Here is a 16,004-nt window from a genome sequence, read left to right on the forward strand (position 1 = left end):
TCAGCGATTGGCCTCGCGTGCGAATAATGGGATAACGGCCGCAAATCGGCGCGATACGAAATTGGGAAGAGAGCAATGGGTGAGCAGGGCAAGATCGTACAGGCTCCCGAGGATCTGACCGTCCCGGTCCGCGTCCCGGCGGAAGCCTACATCTCCCCGGAATACGCCAAGGCAGAGCGCGACAAGCTCTGGCGCAAGGTCTGGCTCCAGGCCGGGCGGCTGGAAGACATTCCGGAAGTGGGCGATTTCATCACGTTCGACATCATCGACGATTCGGTGATCGTGGTCCGCGCCTCCGAAACCGAGATTCACGCTTTCCACAACGTCTGCCCCCATCGCGGCCGCAAGCTGGTCGATACCCCGGCCGGAAAACGCAATGCGCGCGGCACACGTCGCAGCTTCATCTGCGGCTATCACGGCTGGACCTTCGGACTGGACGGCGCGAACACCTATCTGGAGCATCCGGAGGACTGGCAGGGCCATCTCTGTGCCGGCAAGGCCGACCTGGGTGTCGTCAAGGTCGATACTTGGGGCGGCTGGATTTGGGTCAATCTGGACCCCGAAGCAATGCCGCTGGCGGACTATCTGCACCCGGCGGCGGGCATGCTCGATCCCTATGGCCTCCAGAACATGCGCCCGCGCTGGCGCAAGTGGGTGGTGTTCGAATGCAACTGGAAGGTCGCGATGGAGGCTTTCTGCGAGACTTACCACGTCTCCACCACGCACCCGGAATTCATGGAATTCGGCCAGTTTCGCGGATGGGCGCGCAACCAGGGTCTCCACTCCAACATCGGCTACGACGCGCCGAAGGGGCAGGAGGAAGACTCGGGCAAGCTGCGCCTCGGCGCCGGTGAAGACCCGCGCCTGACCACGGCGGACATGCAGAACTTCACCTGGGCCAACGCCAATACCAACACGACGATGACACTGGTCGGCGTGGCCAACCGCCTGAAGGACGAACTCCCCGAAGGCACCCCGGCGGCGGAAGTCTCGGCCTACTGGATCGGCACCGCGCGCAAGGAAGATGCGGAACGCGGCGTGGTCTGGGCGCAAGTCGATCCGCAGCACACCGCGCAGGCGGGCACGGCCTGGCAGATCTTCCCGAACTTCCAGATCGGCCACGCTGTCAACAACATGCTCTGCTACCAGGCGCGGCCTTACGGCACCGATCCGGACAAGTGCATTTTCGAAGCCGCCGTCTACGAACTCTGGCCCGAGGGTGAGGCGCCGGAGACGGAGTGGGAATATACCGCCCCCACTGACTGGCCGCCGGTGCTCCAGCAGGACTTCGCCAATATGGCCGCCGTCCAGCAGGGCATGAAGAACGTCGGCTTCCGGGGCGCCCAGCCCAATCCCTACATGGAGCGCTCGGTAGCGTCGTTGCACATGAACCTCGCCCGGTTCATGGGCTCGGGCGCGCCCGAAACCTACTGAGGTCTCCGCCTTGGATCCGATGCCCCTGGTGCATGTCAGCTGGGCGCTGGCCGACAACGCCGCGCGCCCGGCGTGCGATGCCTTCTTTCGCGAGGTGTTCGGCGCGCGAACCGCGCACGAGATCCTGATTACGCCGGAAACCGAGAAGCTGGGGCTCGACCGCGAGGAAAGTCTGCTCATGATCGGCGACACCATGGTGATCCCGATCGCTCCGGCCGGTTGCGGTGCGCAGGAGGGCAATGCGCTGGGCGACATGCTGCGCCGCTCGGCGGCACCAAATCGCTGGATCGGCATTGCCCTCAAGGTCGGCGATCTGACCGTGGCCGACGCCTGGTTCGGCCAGCGCGGGTTCAAACGACACTACGATCCCGGCATGGAAGCCTTCTACTTCCTCGTTCCACGCGGACAGGCGATGGGGCTGCGGCTGGAAATCGTGAAGCAGGACATGCCGGGCGATCCGCGCCGCGATTCGGCCTGGCGCCCGGACTGCGAGGATCCGCTGGGCATCGAGGGCCTTCAGGCCATCGGCATTTCCGCGCCGTCGTTGGCAGAGGCGCGCGAATTGTTCCACGGGAAACTTGACTGGCCCGAACTCGGCACCCGCGCCTTGCCGGAGGCCGACTGCGCCGCCTTCGCGATGGCCGACACCGTGCTGGAAGCGCTGGAGGGTAGAGAACAGGGCGATGCCGTTGCCGTCCACGCGCGCGAGGTGAAGGGCATCTTCCACCTCGTCTTCAAGGTTCGCGATGCCGACCGCGCGGCGCAATATCTTCGCGGCAGGGGCCTGCCGCTGATCGGCCAGGTCGCGGACCGCTTCGCCATCGCCCCGGAAGCGGCGCAGGGTCGGTTGATCTGGCTGACCGAAGCGACGCCGCAGGGCTACCCCGTGCCGGGATCGCGGCTCCATCGAACCACGGTTCCCGGCTGAACGAGCAGCCCGGCATGCATGGCGAAAGCCTTCGGGGGAGAGGCGCCAGGCCCCTGCCCCCTGAGGATTACTTCGCTTCCGCCAGCAGCTTGGCGGCTTCCGGCGAGGACCAGTCGTTGCCGCCGGTATAGCGCCAGACTTCGCGGCCCTGGCTGTCGAACAGGACGGTGACCGGCAGGTTGCCGCCGTACTGGAAGCCCAGGTCGCCGTTCTCGTCGACCCAGGGCTGGATGTTGTCGAGCTTGCGGCGGCGAAGGATCTCCACGACCTTGTAGGTATCGCCGGTGTCCTCGGAGATCGGCAGGATCTGCACGCGTCCGTTGGGATCCTTGGCCAGGGCCTCCAGGGTGGGCATCTCGGCGATGCAGGGCGCGCACCAGGTGGCCCAGAGATTGATCAGCAGCGGCTTGCCCTTGAGCGACATGAGATCGAGGCTCTCGCCGGTGTTGTCGACCAGCGTCACGTCGGGCAGCGGATCGCCCTTGTGCGAACGGTCGACCTTGCCGGTCGCGGCGGGCTGGGCCGTCGGTGCGGGGCTTTGCGAAGCCTCTTGTTGCGCGTCCTTCTTGCTTTGCCTATCGCAGCCCGCGGCCAGGAGGGCGCCGGCCCCCGCGATGGAACACAGGACGAGCGACTTGAGCGATTTCGAAGACAGCAAGGGTGGAAGCTCCAACCAGATGTGGGGTGGACGGTTCGAAGGTGGACCGTCTGCGATCATGCGCGAGATAAATGCCTCGATCCCCTTCGACAAGGCGCTGTGGAGACAGGATATCGCGGCCAGCAAGGCGCACGTCGCTATGCTGGGTGCCTGCGGGGTCGTTTCGGGCGAGGACGCGATCACCATTCGCGACGGCCTGGACCAGGTCGCGGCCGAGTACGAAGTCTCGGGAGTCCCGGAAAACTGGGACCTTGAGGACATTCACATGACCACCGAGGGCCGCCTTGCCGAACTGATCGGCCCCGTCGCCGGCCGTCTGCACACCGCGCGTTCGCGCAACGATCAGGTCGCGACCGATTTTCGTCTCTGGGTGCGCGATGCCGTCGATCAGGCCGACGCCGGCCTTGAAGCGCTGCAGAAGGCGCTCGTTTCCCGCGCCGGCGAGCATGCCGATTCGATCATGCCCGGCTTCACCCATCTCCAGACCGCGCAGCCGGTGACGCTGGGCCATCACCTGATGGCCTATTACGAGATGATCGGCCGCGACCGTTCGCGTTTCGCCGACGCCCGCAAGCGCATGAACCGCAGCCCGCTGGGCGCGGCGGCGCTGGCCGGCACCGGCTTCCCGATCGATCGCAAGATGACGGCGCAGGCGCTCGGTTTCGATGCGCCGACCGACAACAGCCTCGATTCGGTGTCGGACCGCGACTTCGCGCTCGATTACCTGATGGCCGCCGCGCAGTGCTCGCTGCACCTTTCGCGGCTGGCGGAAGAATTCATCATCTGGGCCAGCCAGCCCTTCGGCTTCGTGGCGCTGCCCGATTCGCTGTCCACAGGCAGCTCGATCATGCCGCAGAAGAAGAACCCCGACGCGGCCGAGCTGGTGCGCGGCCATTCGGGCCGGATCGTCGGCTGCCTCACCAGCCTGATGATCACGATGAAGGGCCTGCCGCTGGCCTATTCGAAGGACATGCAGGACGACAAGCCGCCGGTGTTTGAGGCCGCCAGCCTGCTGGCGCTGTCGATCGCGGCGATGACCGGCATGGTCGCCGAAACCCGCTTCCGCACCGATCGCATGCGCGGCGCGGCCGAACTGGGCTTCGCCACCGCCACCGATCTGGCCGACTGGCTGGTGCGCGAAGGCAACATTCCCTTCCGCGAGGCGCACCACATCACCGGTTCTGCGGTGAAGCTGGCCGAGCAGCGCGGCGTCGCGCTCGATCAATTGCCGCTGGAAGACCTCAAGGCCATCGACAGCCGCATCGACGAGCGCGTATTCAAGGCGCTCTCGGTCGAGGCATCGGTCGCCGCGCGTCGGTCGCACGGCGGCACCGCGCCTGAGCAAGTACGCCTGCGCGTGGCCGAAGCCCGGCTCGCGCTCGGTCTGGAGTGAGCCTGATGCGCAAGACTGCCGCCCTGATCCTGCTTCTCGCGCTCTCGGCCTGCGGCCAGAGGGCGGCGCTGGCATTGAAACCGGGGCAGCAGCTTCCGCCCGCACCATACGGCCGCGAGCAGAAACCGGGCAGCGCCGAGCTGCTCCAGACGCCGACGCTGGCGATCCCCGAACGCAGCGTCGAACTGCGCACCCGCTCGGAACCACGGGACGACGATCCCTTCGATCTCCCGCCGCCCGAGTAGTTTTCAGGCAAATCGCTTTAGGCCGGATACACTTCCAGGCCGATCAGGCCTTCCAGATACCGAGACATCCATGGACCATTTTGCCCTGACCAACGGCGAGCTTTTCGCCGAAGACGTGCCGCTGGCCGTCATCGCCCGCGAAGTCGGCACGCCCGTCTACGTCTATTCCCGCGCGACCCTGAGCCGCCACGCCCGCGTGTTCCGCGAGGCGCTGGCCGAATTGCCCAGCGTCCACATCGCCTTTGCCGTGAAGTCCAACCCCAACCTTGCCGTGCTGCGCTTGCTGGCGAGCGAGGGCTACGGTGCCGACGTCGTCTCGGAAGGCGAGATGAACCGCGCGCTGGCCGCCGGTATCCCGGCCGGTGACATCGTCTTCTCGGGCGTCGGCAAGACCCGCCGCGAACTGACCGCGGCCGTCAAGGCAGGGATCGGCCAGTTCAACCTCGAAAGCGAGGAAGAGGGCGTCGAACTGGCGGAAATCGCCGCTGAACTCGGCTTGCGCGCCGCTTGCGCGCTTCGCGTCAATCCCGACGTGGACGCCCGCACCCATGCGAAGATCTCCACTGGCAAGGCGGACAACAAGTTCGGCGTCGCCTACGACCGCGCGGGCGGGATCTACGCCCGTCTCTCGGCTCTGCCCGGGCTGGAGATGAAGGGCCTTGCCGTCCATATCGGCAGCCAGATTTCCGACCTCGAACCCTCGCGCCTCGCCTTCCTCAAGATGGGCGAGCTGATGGAGGCGATTCGCGCCGAAGGTCATTCGGTGACTCACATGGATCTCGGCGGCGGCCTTGGCGTGCCTTACAAGGCCAGCGATTCGCTGCCGACCCCGCAGGACTACGGCGCGATGGTCGCCTCGGTGGCGAAGGACTGGGGCGTTACCCTGATGTTCGAACCGGGCCGCGTGATTACCGGCAATTCCGGCGTGCTCGTCACCGAAGTGGTGCGCGTGAAGGAGGGCGTGGTGAATCCCTTCGTCGTCGTCGATGCGGCGATGAACGACCTTGCCCGCCCGGCCATGTACGACGCCTGGCACGACTTTGCGGCCGTGAAGCCCAACGGCGCCACGATGACCGCGAACATCGTCGGCCCGATCTGCGAAAGCTCGGACACCTTCGCCATGGGCCGCGAGATCGACGAAGTCGCCGCGGGCGATCTGGCGATCTTCCGCACGGCCGGTGCTTATGGCGCGACGATGGCGAACACCTACAACAGCCGCGCGCTGGTGCCGGAAGTCATGGTGGACGGCGAAAAGTGGGCGGTGGTGGCCGCCCGGATCGAGCCGGAGACGATCCTGGCGGCCGAAACCGTGCCCGACTGGCTCACCTGAGCGCCGGCTTCGACAAGCGCCGATCGAACGGATAGGAACGGCACGGTTTGCCGTTCCTTTTCGTTTCGAGGCCCTGTTTCCATGATCGAAAGCCTGCCCCTGTTTCACCGCCTTTCGGGGCGTCCGGTTGTGGTCACCGGGGATGGCGAGGCGGCCGATGCCAAGCGGCGCCTGGTGGAGCGCGCGGGCGGCCGGGTGGTTCGTGACCTGGCCGAGGGTATGGCGGCGGGCGCCCGCATCGCCTTCATCGCCCAGGAGGACGAGGCGGCCGCCCAGGCCGATGTCGGGCGCGCGCGCGAGGCCGGGATGCTGGTCAACGCCCCGGATCGCCCCGCGCTCTGCGATTTCACCGTCCCCTCGATTCTCGACCGCACGCCGGTGCTGCTGGCGATCGGCACGGGCGGGGCTTCCGCGGGGCTGGCCAAGCAGCTGCGCCTGCGGCTTGAGGCGCTGTTGCCGCAGTCACTGGGCGTTCTGGCCAGCGCCTTGCTGGCGGCGCGTCCGGCGCTGCGCGCACGCTTTCCCGACGCAGGGGAGCGCCGGCGGGCGCTGGATGCGGCGCTGGGGCAGGGCGGCGCGCTGGACCCTCTGGAGGACGCGGACGCGGAGCGGGTGGCCGAGTGGCTGGCCCATGCCCCGCAGGCGCCGCGCGCGCCGGTGGAAATCACCCTGCGCAGCGCCGATCCCGAAGACCTGACCTTGCGGGAAGCGCGCCTGCTCGGTTCGGCCGATCTGATCGTGCACGAGGCGGAAGTGCCCCCGGCCATTCTAGACCGCGCGCGCGCCGATGCCGCCCGGCAGCTGGCCGGGGCCGGCCAGCAATCTTTCGAAATGCATCGCGGGCTGGTCGTAACCCTCCGCTTCCCCGCTGCGAACCGGGATTGATCGCGGTGACAGCTCTTGTTCGACAATAGTGTCGAACAATTTGCGCGGTTAAAAACAAGTTTACAATTTCAAGGAATTAACTCATTCAAAGGCGCGGTGTGCGGCAGACTTTGCCCAGTGTGACTTGAGACTACTGCGGCGCAGGAATGGCCGAAGGAACCGGTTTTGCAAATATCCGATGTGACGACTATCAAATTGCCGCAGATCGACTTTGCCAGCCTTCCCGATCTCGCCAGTTTTTCCGACTGCGATCGTCCCACCGCGCTGCACGGCGCGCTGACGGACCGACCCCGCCTGCAAAGCCTGGACGACAACCGCGCCCTGCTGCTCCCCTGCCTGTACGAACTGCATCCGGGAACGTGAACCGGGATGCAGGTGCATGACGACCTGAAGGCGCTTTCGCGCGACGCTGCCGCTTGGGAACAGGGCCAACGGACGCTCGCCCGGACGACCGCGGCGTGGCGGACTGCGCCGGAGGCCGCGTCGGTACTGGCCGCCCTCGACAGGTTCGGGCGGAAGGAACCGCTCGATTCCTGCGCTGCGCTGGCGGCACTCTTCGCGAAAATCGGCGACGTTGCCCCCGATTCGGCCCCCGATACGCCCTCCGATCCTGCACGCGAGCTGGTGAGTGGGCTGATGCGCCGGGGATTGGCGGCGCTGGCGGTCCATCCGCTTGGCCAGATGCCGTTTCGCCATGCGCACAGGCAGACGGCCGATACGCTGCTCCTGGCCCATTCGGGCACTGCCACGCTGGGGCTCGCGGTGTTCGACGGTGCGGCGCTCGCGCGGCAGCCCGCGCCCAGAACAGCGGAATTCGCGCCTGTCGAGACGTGGTTTCGCGTGCTGGCGGGAAGCGGGCGGGGCGACCTCACCACGCGCGATCCGGAAAGCGCCGCCTTGCGCACCGAAGCGCTCGATCTGGTGCCCGGCATGACATTCCACCGGCATGGCGCGCGGCAGGCCCTGCAATTGCGGGAGGTTTCAGGCAGTCTCGTCGTCTTGCGGCTGCAACGGTTCACTTCGCTCCACGATCCCGTGCGCGAGGTGGCACTGGGAGACGGCGACTTGCGGTCGCAAGCGGCGCTGACGGCGGAATATAGCCGAATGGATATGGCCATGGCCGCTCTGGCGGCGCTCGGGCGGCAGGACGCGGTTCCGGCGCTCTCGCGCCTGGTCCATGGGCAGGGCCCAGCCGCCCTGCGCTGGCAGGCGCTGCGGGCGATCCTGGCGCTCGATACCCGCGCCGGGCTGGTGCTCCTGAGAACGGTTGCGTCAAGCGATGATCCGGTCTTGTCCGGGCCCGCGCGCGACTTGCACCGCACTTTGGTCGCCCAATGGCCGGAGCTGGAGAAAGTGGCGCAATGGCGCGGATGATGACCATGCGCGACCCGACGAGCGCCTCGCTCGCGGAGTTCGTCGATGCACTGTCGAGCTGGGGCTTCGATCCGCGCGATGACGTGAGCCTGTCCCACGCGGCGAACTGGTTGCAGCGGCTCGGCAATGACCGGACGTTCCTGGGCGACATGCTGATCGACCTGATCTCCGGTCTGGCACCTGTGCCGGACGGGGCGGACGCGCTGGAAGGGATCGGCGCGCATTCGATCATGCTGGTGACGCCGGGCCAGGGCAATTTCTTCCTCAACGCCCGCATCTGGCCGGCCGAGCAGGACGCGCTCTACCGCGCCAGCGGCCCCGAGGCGCTAGGCTACGGTCAGGCGCACGACCACAACTTCGACATGCTGGCGCTGGGCTATTTCGGGCCGGGCTACGCGGCGGACGAGTTCGAATACGACTATGGGGCGGTGGTGGGATACGAAGGCGAGCCGGTGGCGCTGCGCCCGGCCGGCCGGTTCGTGCTGGCACCGGGCAGCATGGTCCATTACCGCGCGCACCGCGACGTTCATGTCCAGCATCCCCCGGCCTCGCTGTCGGTGGCGCTGAACCTCGTGCATACGCAGGCCGTGCAAGGCTGGATGGACAGCTACGATTTCGATGCGGCGCGCGGCACCGTCACGCGGCTCCATGGCCATGGGCCGAGCGAGAGCTTCCTGCGGATCGCCGTCGCGCTCGGCGGCGGGGAGGCGCAGGATCTTGCGAGCCGGTTCGGCCAGTCCCATCCCAGCGACCGCATGCGCTTGGCCGCTTGGGAAGCGCTGGCTGGCGCAGCCGCGGGCGCCGAGGCGCGCGACGCCGTCTGGCGAGAGGCGGAAGGCTGCGGAAGCCGCCTAGTTGCCGCCGAGGCGCTGCGGCGACGGGGAGACGACGGCTAGGGCGACGCCTGTCGCGGACCGTCGGCAGGCCCCGCCCTGGCGCCGGCTGTCGTCAGGCGCCGACGTTCCGGAATGGCGGCCTTGTCAGAACATCCCGCCGACCAGGGCGTCGACGGCGCCTTGCAGGATCACTGCGGCGGCCGCGGAATCGATCCGCGTGGCGCGCTTGGCGCGGCTCATGTCCTGGTCGATCAGGCCGCGCTCGGCGCTGGTGGTGGACCAGCGCTCGTCCCAGAGCAGGATCGGCAGGCCCACCACCGAGAGATTGCGGGCATAGGCGCGGCTCGATTGCGCGCGGGGGCCTTCGGAGCCGTCCATGTTGAGCGGCAGGCCGATGACGATTCCCTTGATGCCGCGTTCGCGGATCAGTTCCTCCATCAGGGCCTTGTCCGCGCCGAACTTGCTGCGCTTCAGCGTCTTGCCGGGGGAGGCGATGCGCCAGCCGGCATCGCAGAAGGCCGTGCCGATGGTCTGGGTGCCCAGGTCGAGGCCCATCAGCGCGCCCCGGTTTTCCGCCAGTACGGCGCGGTAGTCCAGCGCGTTGGTGGTGATCAATGTGCCTTCTGCCATGCCGCGACGCGTCCTTCGAAATCCGCGCGAAGGTTCGCCCAGAACAGCGTCACGTCATAGAGGTGGTAGTTGTTTCCGGGAAGCACGTAAGGCCCCAGATCCAGCGCCGGCGGCGGTCCGATGTGGAGAAAATGGTCGGATCCGCAGCTGGCCGGGACGGTCGCCTTGGCCAGAGTGCCGGTCCCGGTGCGGAAATCGGGCACCAGCGTGCCGAGATTGGCGGCAGCATCGGCGCTTCCGCCTTCGGTGCCGGTCAGCGGATTGGTGCAGAGGAATGGGCTGGCGGCCACGCTCTGCCCGTCGAGGCCGGTGCGGCGGGCGTAGGCGTTTGTCAGCATCTGCGTCTCGGCGGGATCGGCCACCGAAAGCCAGCTTATCACGCAGCCGGTCTGGTCGGAGCGCAGGCACGCGGGCAGGCCCATCCGGGGCAGGTCATGCGCCAGCGAGACCGGCCAGCCGATCACGTAGGCGGCGACGATGCGCTTGCCGAGCGGCTTCCCGGCTGCCCGGTCGCGCAGCACGCGGCGCAGCAGGAAGGCACCCTGGCTATGTCCGGCCACGACGATCGGGCGGCCCGCAGGTACGCTCTTCACGAACTGGTCGAAGGCGGCGAGCACGTCGGAATAGGCCAGGTCGATGGCGCGGTTGGCCTGGGGCGCGGCGGTAAGGAAGGCGCCGATGGCCGCCTGGCGGTAGCGCGGCGCCCAGATCTCGGCGCGATTGAAGGGGCTCGCCATGCCTTTCACGAAAAGCTCTGCGCGGCCCTGCGAGAAGTCATCCGCGAGATCGCCGTTCCAGGCGCTGCGCACGACGAGGCTGGTGGGGTGCACGAAGAACACCGCGACCGGCAGGGGGCTGGCTGGCTTCTCCACGCCCGGCGGCAGCCAGCGCGCGGGATCGTCCTTCATGTCGGGCCGGGCGATCCACATCTTCGGATCGCGCCAGGCTTCCGGCCCGAGGGCGTCCTTGGGAGCGTAATCCACCGTGGGCACGAAGGCGATTTCGGTCAGGTCTTCCGACCAGAGCCGCATGGCCGCCAGCAGGCCGATGGCGAGGATGACCAGAATGGCGATGACGTAGAGGAACTTGCGGGCCATGGTTCAGGATCTCGCCCGAGTGTGGCGGCGGGTCAAGCCGAAGCCTCCAGGCCGGCGGCAGTCTTGCCCCCGCCGTTGCGATCGGCCTCCCGTTCGAGCCAGATCTTGATCATCGCCACCAGCGGATCGGCCAGTGCCAGCCCGAGCAGGCCGAACAGGACGCCCATGATGAGCTGGGTCGCCAAGACCAGCGCGGGCGGCAGGTCCACGGTCTTGCGGGCGATCATCGGCACGATCAGGTAACCGTCGATCAGGTGGATCAGCAAGTAGACGACGATGGTGTAGAGCCCCATCTCGTACCCGCCCGAGAAGCCGACCAATATCATGATCATGCCGGAAATCGGCGCACCGATATTGGGCAGGAAGGCGAGCATGCCGGTGATGAGCCCAAGCAGGACCGCCATCGGCACGCCGTAGAATTGCAGCATCGCCCAGGTGAACAGGCCCTCCACGGTCATGCCAATCAGACGGCCGAACATCAGGCGGCGCAGGGCCTGGCCCATCATCTCCACCGTCGTTTCGAAATGATCGCGCCTGTCTATGGGCAGCATCCAGCCGACGCCGCGCTGGTAGAGCCGGGGCTCCAGGGCAAAGTAGATGCCCAGCACCAGGATCAGGAACAGGGTCGTGACCACCCCGATCAGCCCGCCGACCACGCGCGTCACTTGCCCGATCCCGCCAAGCGCCTCTTGTGCCATGCCGCGCAGTTCGGTGATGCGCGGCTGGATGCCATGGGCGTGAAGCCAGGTGAGGCCGTGGCGGAACTGGCTTTCGATCGTTGCCGGCAGCTCGGCCGCCTGCATGGCGATCTGACTGCCGGCAAAGCGCCCGACCCAGAGCAGGAACAGCAGGGCCAGGAGCAGAACCATGCCCACGCGCAGTCCGCGCGGGATCTTCAGCACTTTGCCGATCAGGCGGGCGCCGCCGTCGATGAGGGCGCCGAAGACGATGCCGCCGAAGATGACGAGCAGCGATTGCGCCAGAAATACGGTGAGCGCCAGAAGCGCTGCCATCCCGATCCACACGAAGGCCTTGCGGGCTTCGGTGCGGATCAGCGGATCGGAAATGTCGGTCGGACCGGCACGCTCGGCAAGATCGGCTCCTGCCTCCCGTTCCGGCCCCGTCGCCATCAGTTCGCGGCTCCGGAGGCCATGCGCGGCTGGTCGGCGCCGGACGGCCAGGTCTTGGAGGGATCCACGGGCGGACGCAGGCTGGTGAAGGCGCGGCCGGGGCGCAGCGCGCTCCACCAGGTCAGCGGGTTCCAGCTCTGGGTGCCGTCGAGAGAGAACGTGATGAATTCGGCCCTTCCGCCCACGTCGGACAGCGGCACGGGACCGCCGAGGCCGCCGCCGGGCTGGCCGAACATGTCGGTTTCGAACGGCGCCCGGCTGTCGGCCGAACGGTCGCGATCGTCGCCCATCAGGAAGACGTGACCTTCAGGCACCCTGACCTCCCCGTAATTGTCCAGTTCCTGGTTCAGATAGTCGATCACCTGATAACTGGCACCGTTGGGCAATGTTTCACGGTAGGTCGGCATTTCGTAGACGCTCCGGCCGCTCGGCAGGCGGGTGCGGAACTGTTCGAAGCCCTCGTAGCAATGGCCGGGCTCGGCATCGCCCTCGCAGGTCAGCGAATCGTCGGCGGCGATGCGGACGGGCGGCACCATTTCACGCGGCACGAAGCGGCCGTTGAGGCGGATGCGGCCGTCGATCACGGCGATGCGGTCTCCCGGCAGGGCGACCACACGCTTGATCAGATCGGCCTTGCGGTTGCCGGGCACGACGATGACGATGTCCCCGTATTCCGGCGTCCGGCCCAGCAGGCGCCAGGTGCTGCGCGGCAGCAGGTGGAAGCTGATCGAGGACCAGTTCCAGCCATAGGGATATTTGGAAACGACCAGCCGGTCGCCCACCAAGAGCCCGGGCATCATCGAGATCGAAGGGATGTAGAACGGCTTGGCGATGAAGGAATGGAATGCCAGCACGCCCAGCAGCATGAGCACGAGGCCGCGCAGCTCCTGGAACCAATTGACCTTCTCCGCGACCGGCGGGGCCTGAAGGGGCGCCGGGTTCACGGTCGGCTTGGGCTGTTGGATCATGTCCCGGGGATACTCGGCGTCAGGATTGGGGGAGGGGGCGTGCTTCGATGACCACGAAGGCCTGTGCCCATGGATGATCGTCCGTGAGCGTGAGGTGAACCACGGCCTCGTGTCCGGCCGGAGTCAGGCTGTCCAGCCGCAGTTTCGCGCCGCCGGTCAGCGCCAGCGTCGGTGCGCCCGAGGGGGCGTTGACGACGCCGATGTCCTTCATGAACACGCCTGCCTTGAAGCCAGTGCCGACGGCCTTGGAGAAGGCCTCCTTGGCGGCGAAGCGCTTGGCGAGCGTGCCGGCAACGGTGTGGGGACGGCGCGCCGCCTTGGCACGCTCCACATCGGTGAAGACGCGCTGGAGGAAACGATCGCCGAATCGGTCGAGCGAGTTCTGGATCCGCTCGATGTTGCAGAGGTCGGAGCCGAGGCCGATCATCATGAAATTCCGGTCCTTTTCACCGAACCTCGTCCATCAACTGGCGCATTTTCCGCACGCTGGTTTCCAGCCCGCAGAAGATCGCCTCGCCGATAAGGTAATGGCCGATGTTGAGTTCCGCCAGTTGCGGAATGGCGGCCACTGGCTGGACGTTGTCATAGGTGAGGCCATGGCCGGCGTGAGGCTCGATGCCGTTCTTCGCGGCCAGAGCGGCCATGTCGACGATGCGGCGCAGTTCCACCGCGACCTGCTCGCCTTCGGCATGGGCATATTCGCCGGTGTGGAACTCCACCACCGGGGCGCCCAGCTTCATCGCCGCTTCGATCTGCCGCGGCTCGGGCGCGATGAACAGGCTGACGCGGATGCCGGCGTCCGACAGGCGGGCGACGATCGGGGCGAGCCGGTTGTGCTGGCCGGCCGCATCCAGTCCGCCCTCGGTCGTGCGTTCCTCGCGGCGCTCCGGCACGATGCAGGCGGCATGCGGCCGGTGGCGCAGCGCGATCTCGAGCATCTCGTCGGTGGCGGCCATTTCCAGGTTGATCGGCAGGCCGGTGGCCTCGAACACCCGCTGAAGGTCTTCGTCGCGAATGTGGCGGCGATCCTCGCGCAGATGGACGGTAATGCCGTCACCCCCCGCCTGGGCCACGATCTGCGCGGCGCGCGCCGGATCGGGATGCTCGCCGCCGCGCGCGTTGCGGATGGTAGCGACGTGGTCGATATTGACACCGAGACGCAGACGGGAAGGGGTGAGGACGTTCATTCGCTCATCCTGAACGGGATAGGGGGCGGGCGGAAGATCGGCGGGGATCAGGGCTGGGCGCGGCTACCCGGCTTGATCGCGGGGGTTGCGGCCAGTTCGGCCGGCAGCTCGTCCGCGGCGTACGTCGGGAAGTTCAGCGCCACCAGCGGGAAGAAGGGCACGCCGAGGTCCACCGCGCCCGCCGAACGGTCGATCAGCGATGCGGCCGCAACCACTTCGCCGCCGGCTTCCTCGATGGCCTTGATCGCCTCGCGGCTGGAAAGACCGGTGGTGACCACGTCCTCCACCATCAGCACTTTGTCACCCGCTTCCAGCGAAAAGCCGCGGCGCAGTTCGAAAGTGCCGGTCGGGCGTTCCACGAACATGGCGTCGACCTGGAGGGCGCGGCCCATTTCCTGGCCGATGATGACCCCGCCCATGGCCGGCGAGACGACCTTGGTGATGGACTTGCGAATATCGTGGGGGAGTTTTGCAGCCAGGGCGACGGCGAGTCTCCCGGCGCGGTCCGGGTTCATCAGAACGCGGGCGCACTGGAGGTAGAAAGCGCTGTGTCGACCCGAGGAAAGCAGGAAATGCCCCTCAAGCAAGGCCTTGCTGGCGCGGAACTCGGCGAGGACTTCTTCTTCCTGCATCGACGGGTAATCCTTTGGTGCAATTTGCAATGTTCTGGCAGGGCGTCATGGACGCTTGCGTCAAAAATCCCCTAGAGGCGCTTGAGACAGGCGGCAAGGCCGCGTATAGCCCCCGGTGAAGGGGGGCACCAAGCCTCCGCAATAGGGGTGCGCGCTTGGGAGGCGACTCACTTGGGCGTTCATAAAGAAAACGGAAGCGCTATAACCATGATATTGGGCAAAACCGTTCGTACTTTGGGCGAGGCTGCAAGAGCTCTCGGTCTATATTCCGTCGCGGCCATGGCGTTCTCGTCGACTTTGGCAGTTTCTTCCGCAATCGCGGCGCCGGCTGCTTCGGCTGTCGTTCCGGCACCCGTCGCCAGCTATACGCCGCTGAAGCCGACCCCCGGCATCGGCATGCCGGTAGAGGGCGGAATCGGCCTCCAGCAGCAGTTTTCCAAGCTCGGCGAATATGGCGAGTGGATCCACGACGGCGTGCTGATGCCGATCATCACGGTCATCACGCTCTTCGTGCTGCTGCTCATCGTCATCATCGCGGTGCGCTACAACCGCCGCGCCAATCCGGTGGCCTCCAAGACCAGCCACAACACCATCCTCGAAGTGGTGTGGACGCTGGTTCCGGTGCTGGTCCTGATCGGCATCGCGGTTCCTTCGATCGACCTCATCGCCAAGCAGTACAAGCCGGCTCCCAAGGGCGCGCTGACCATCAAGGTCACGGGCAACCAGTGGTTCTGGACTTACGGCTACCCCGACAATGGCGACTTCGAGGTCGTCTCCAACATGCTCAACCTGCCCGGCCAGCCGATCATCAACAACGGCGTGCGCGAAGTGGGCTCCAAGCCCTGGGACGGCCCCTCGCATCTTGAGGTGGACAACCGCATGGTCGTGCCGGTGGGCGAACCGATCCGTCTGCAGATCACCGCGGCGGACGTGATTCACTCGTTTGCCGTGCCTTCGCTCTGGTTCAAGCTCGACGCCGTGCCCGGCCGCATCAACGAAAAGGTGCTGCTGGTCGAAAAGCCCGGCGTCTATTACGGCCAGTGCTCGGAACTGTGCGGCGCCAAGCACGGCTACATGCCGATCGCGGTCGAGGCGCTGCCGCGCGCCCAGTACGATGCCTGGGTCCTGACGCACGCCGGCGGCGTGATCGACGGACAGGCCAAGCCCGCCGCTGCCGCAGCAGCAGCGGCACCCGCAATGAGCCCTGGCGCCGTCGCCACGGCCGAAGCGACGGAGGCCTCGGCCTCCGAAGCCACCGCCGCAGCAGAATAAGCGCG

At 66.9% G+C, this 16,004-nt stretch carries 18 protein-coding genes; 10 read left to right on the top strand and 8 right to left on the bottom strand.

Features of this window, described 5'->3' with window-relative positions:
* Positions 1-75: 75 nt before the first annotated feature.
* Both EDF58_RS17815 and EDF58_RS17820 read left to right on the top strand, forming a co-directional pair.
* Positions 76-1,434 (top strand): aromatic ring-hydroxylating dioxygenase subunit alpha, encoded by a 1,359-nt coding sequence (locus EDF58_RS17815; protein WP_132268028.1) that lies wholly within the window; start codon positions 76-78, stop codon positions 1,432-1,434.
* Positions 1,435-1,453: 19 nt separating this feature from the next.
* Positions 1,454-2,362 (top strand): glyoxalase, encoded by a 909-nt coding sequence (locus EDF58_RS17820; protein ID WP_132268712.1) that lies wholly within the window; start codon positions 1,454-1,456, stop codon positions 2,360-2,362.
* A 67-nt stretch (positions 2,363-2,429) separates the two neighbouring features.
* On the opposite strand, the gene EDF58_RS17825 is transcribed toward EDF58_RS17820, so the two are convergent.
* Complete coding sequence (locus tag EDF58_RS17825) at positions 2,430-3,020, bottom strand: TlpA disulfide reductase family protein (protein WP_132268029.1); 591 nt, start codon at positions 3,018-3,020, stop codon at positions 2,430-2,432.
* Between the two features lie 19 nt (positions 3,021-3,039).
* On the opposite strand from EDF58_RS17825, the gene argH reads away from it, so the two are divergent.
* The 7 genes from argH to EDF58_RS17860 all read left to right on the top strand — a co-directional run bounded on the left by argH (position 3,040) and on the right by EDF58_RS17860 (position 9,143).
* Positions 3,040-4,413 carry an argininosuccinate lyase gene (argH, locus tag EDF58_RS17830; protein WP_132268714.1) on the top strand — a complete coding sequence of 458 codons (1,374 nt, stop codon included), beginning with the start codon at positions 3,040-3,042 and terminating at the stop codon, positions 4,411-4,413.
* A gap of 5 nt (positions 4,414-4,418) precedes the next feature.
* Positions 4,419-4,658, top strand: a complete 240-nt coding sequence (locus EDF58_RS17835) for a hypothetical protein (protein WP_132268031.1) — start codon at positions 4,419-4,421, stop codon at positions 4,656-4,658.
* A 70-nt stretch (positions 4,659-4,728) separates the two neighbouring features.
* A complete protein-coding gene (gene lysA, locus EDF58_RS17840; protein ID WP_132268033.1) occupies positions 4,729-5,988 on the top strand; it encodes a diaminopimelate decarboxylase in 1,260 nt (419 codons plus the stop codon).
* Positions 5,989-6,069: 81 nt separating this feature from the next.
* Positions 6,070-6,873: a bifunctional precorrin-2 dehydrogenase/sirohydrochlorin ferrochelatase gene (locus tag EDF58_RS17845; RefSeq protein WP_132268035.1), complete on the top strand. Its 804-nt coding sequence runs from the start codon at positions 6,070-6,072 to the stop codon at positions 6,871-6,873.
* Positions 6,874-7,053: 180 nt separating this feature from the next.
* Complete coding sequence (locus EDF58_RS17850; RefSeq protein WP_132268037.1) at positions 7,054-7,236, top strand: hypothetical protein; 183 nt, start codon at positions 7,054-7,056, stop codon at positions 7,234-7,236.
* A 6-nt stretch (positions 7,237-7,242) separates the two neighbouring features.
* On the top strand, positions 7,243-8,247 hold the full coding sequence (locus tag EDF58_RS17855) for a hypothetical protein (RefSeq protein WP_132268039.1): 1,005 nt from the start codon (positions 7,243-7,245) through the stop codon (positions 8,245-8,247).
* Entirely contained in the window at positions 8,247-9,143 is an 897-nt protein-coding gene (locus EDF58_RS17860) for a transposase (protein WP_243654352.1), read from the top strand. Before EDF58_RS17855 ends, EDF58_RS17860 begins: the two co-directional genes overlap by 1 nt.
* Positions 9,144-9,227: 84 nt before the next feature.
* On the opposite strand, the gene ruvX is transcribed toward EDF58_RS17860, so the two are convergent.
* Genes ruvX through pyrE form a run of 7 tightly spaced genes read right to left on the bottom strand, consistent with a single transcriptional unit; the run spans position 9,228 to position 14,727 of the window.
* On the bottom strand, positions 9,228-9,713 hold the full coding sequence (gene ruvX, locus EDF58_RS17865; RefSeq protein WP_132268043.1) for a Holliday junction resolvase RuvX: 486 nt from the start codon (positions 9,711-9,713) through the stop codon (positions 9,228-9,230).
* Positions 9,695-10,810: a DUF3089 domain-containing protein gene (locus tag EDF58_RS17870; RefSeq protein ID WP_132268044.1), complete on the bottom strand. Its 1,116-nt coding sequence runs from the start codon at positions 10,808-10,810 to the stop codon at positions 9,695-9,697. The genes ruvX and EDF58_RS17870 overlap by 19 nt, the downstream gene beginning before the upstream one ends.
* 32 nt (positions 10,811-10,842) lie before the next feature.
* Positions 10,843-11,940, bottom strand: a complete 1,098-nt coding sequence (locus tag EDF58_RS17875) for an AI-2E family transporter (RefSeq protein WP_132268046.1) — start codon at positions 11,938-11,940, stop codon at positions 10,843-10,845.
* On the bottom strand, positions 11,940-12,908 hold the full coding sequence (gene lepB / locus EDF58_RS17880) for a signal peptidase I (RefSeq protein ID WP_132268048.1): 969 nt from the start codon (positions 12,906-12,908) through the stop codon (positions 11,940-11,942). Before lepB ends, EDF58_RS17875 begins: the two co-directional genes overlap by 1 nt.
* A 19-nt stretch (positions 12,909-12,927) precedes the next feature.
* Positions 12,928-13,338, bottom strand: a complete 411-nt coding sequence (gene acpS / locus EDF58_RS17885; RefSeq protein ID WP_132268050.1) for a holo-ACP synthase — start codon at positions 13,336-13,338, stop codon at positions 12,928-12,930.
* Positions 13,339-13,354: 16 nt separating this feature from the next.
* Complete coding sequence (locus EDF58_RS17890; protein ID WP_132268051.1) at positions 13,355-14,095, bottom strand: pyridoxine 5'-phosphate synthase; 741 nt, start codon at positions 14,093-14,095, stop codon at positions 13,355-13,357.
* A 47-nt stretch (positions 14,096-14,142) separates the two neighbouring features.
* Positions 14,143-14,727 carry an orotate phosphoribosyltransferase gene (gene pyrE / locus EDF58_RS17895; RefSeq protein WP_132268053.1) on the bottom strand — a complete coding sequence of 195 codons (585 nt, stop codon included), beginning with the start codon at positions 14,725-14,727 and terminating at the stop codon, positions 14,143-14,145.
* 279 nt (positions 14,728-15,006) lie between these two features.
* Here pyrE and coxB point away from each other — a divergent pair, with 279 nt between their 5' ends.
* Positions 15,007-15,999: a cytochrome c oxidase subunit II gene (coxB, locus tag EDF58_RS17900; RefSeq protein WP_314468302.1), complete on the top strand. Its 993-nt coding sequence runs from the start codon at positions 15,007-15,009 to the stop codon at positions 15,997-15,999.
* Positions 16,000-16,004: the final 5 nt, after the last annotated feature.

Source organism: Novosphingobium sp. PhB57 (assembly GCF_004342985.1).
Classification (GTDB): Bacteria; Pseudomonadota; Alphaproteobacteria; order Sphingomonadales; family Sphingomonadaceae; genus Novosphingobium.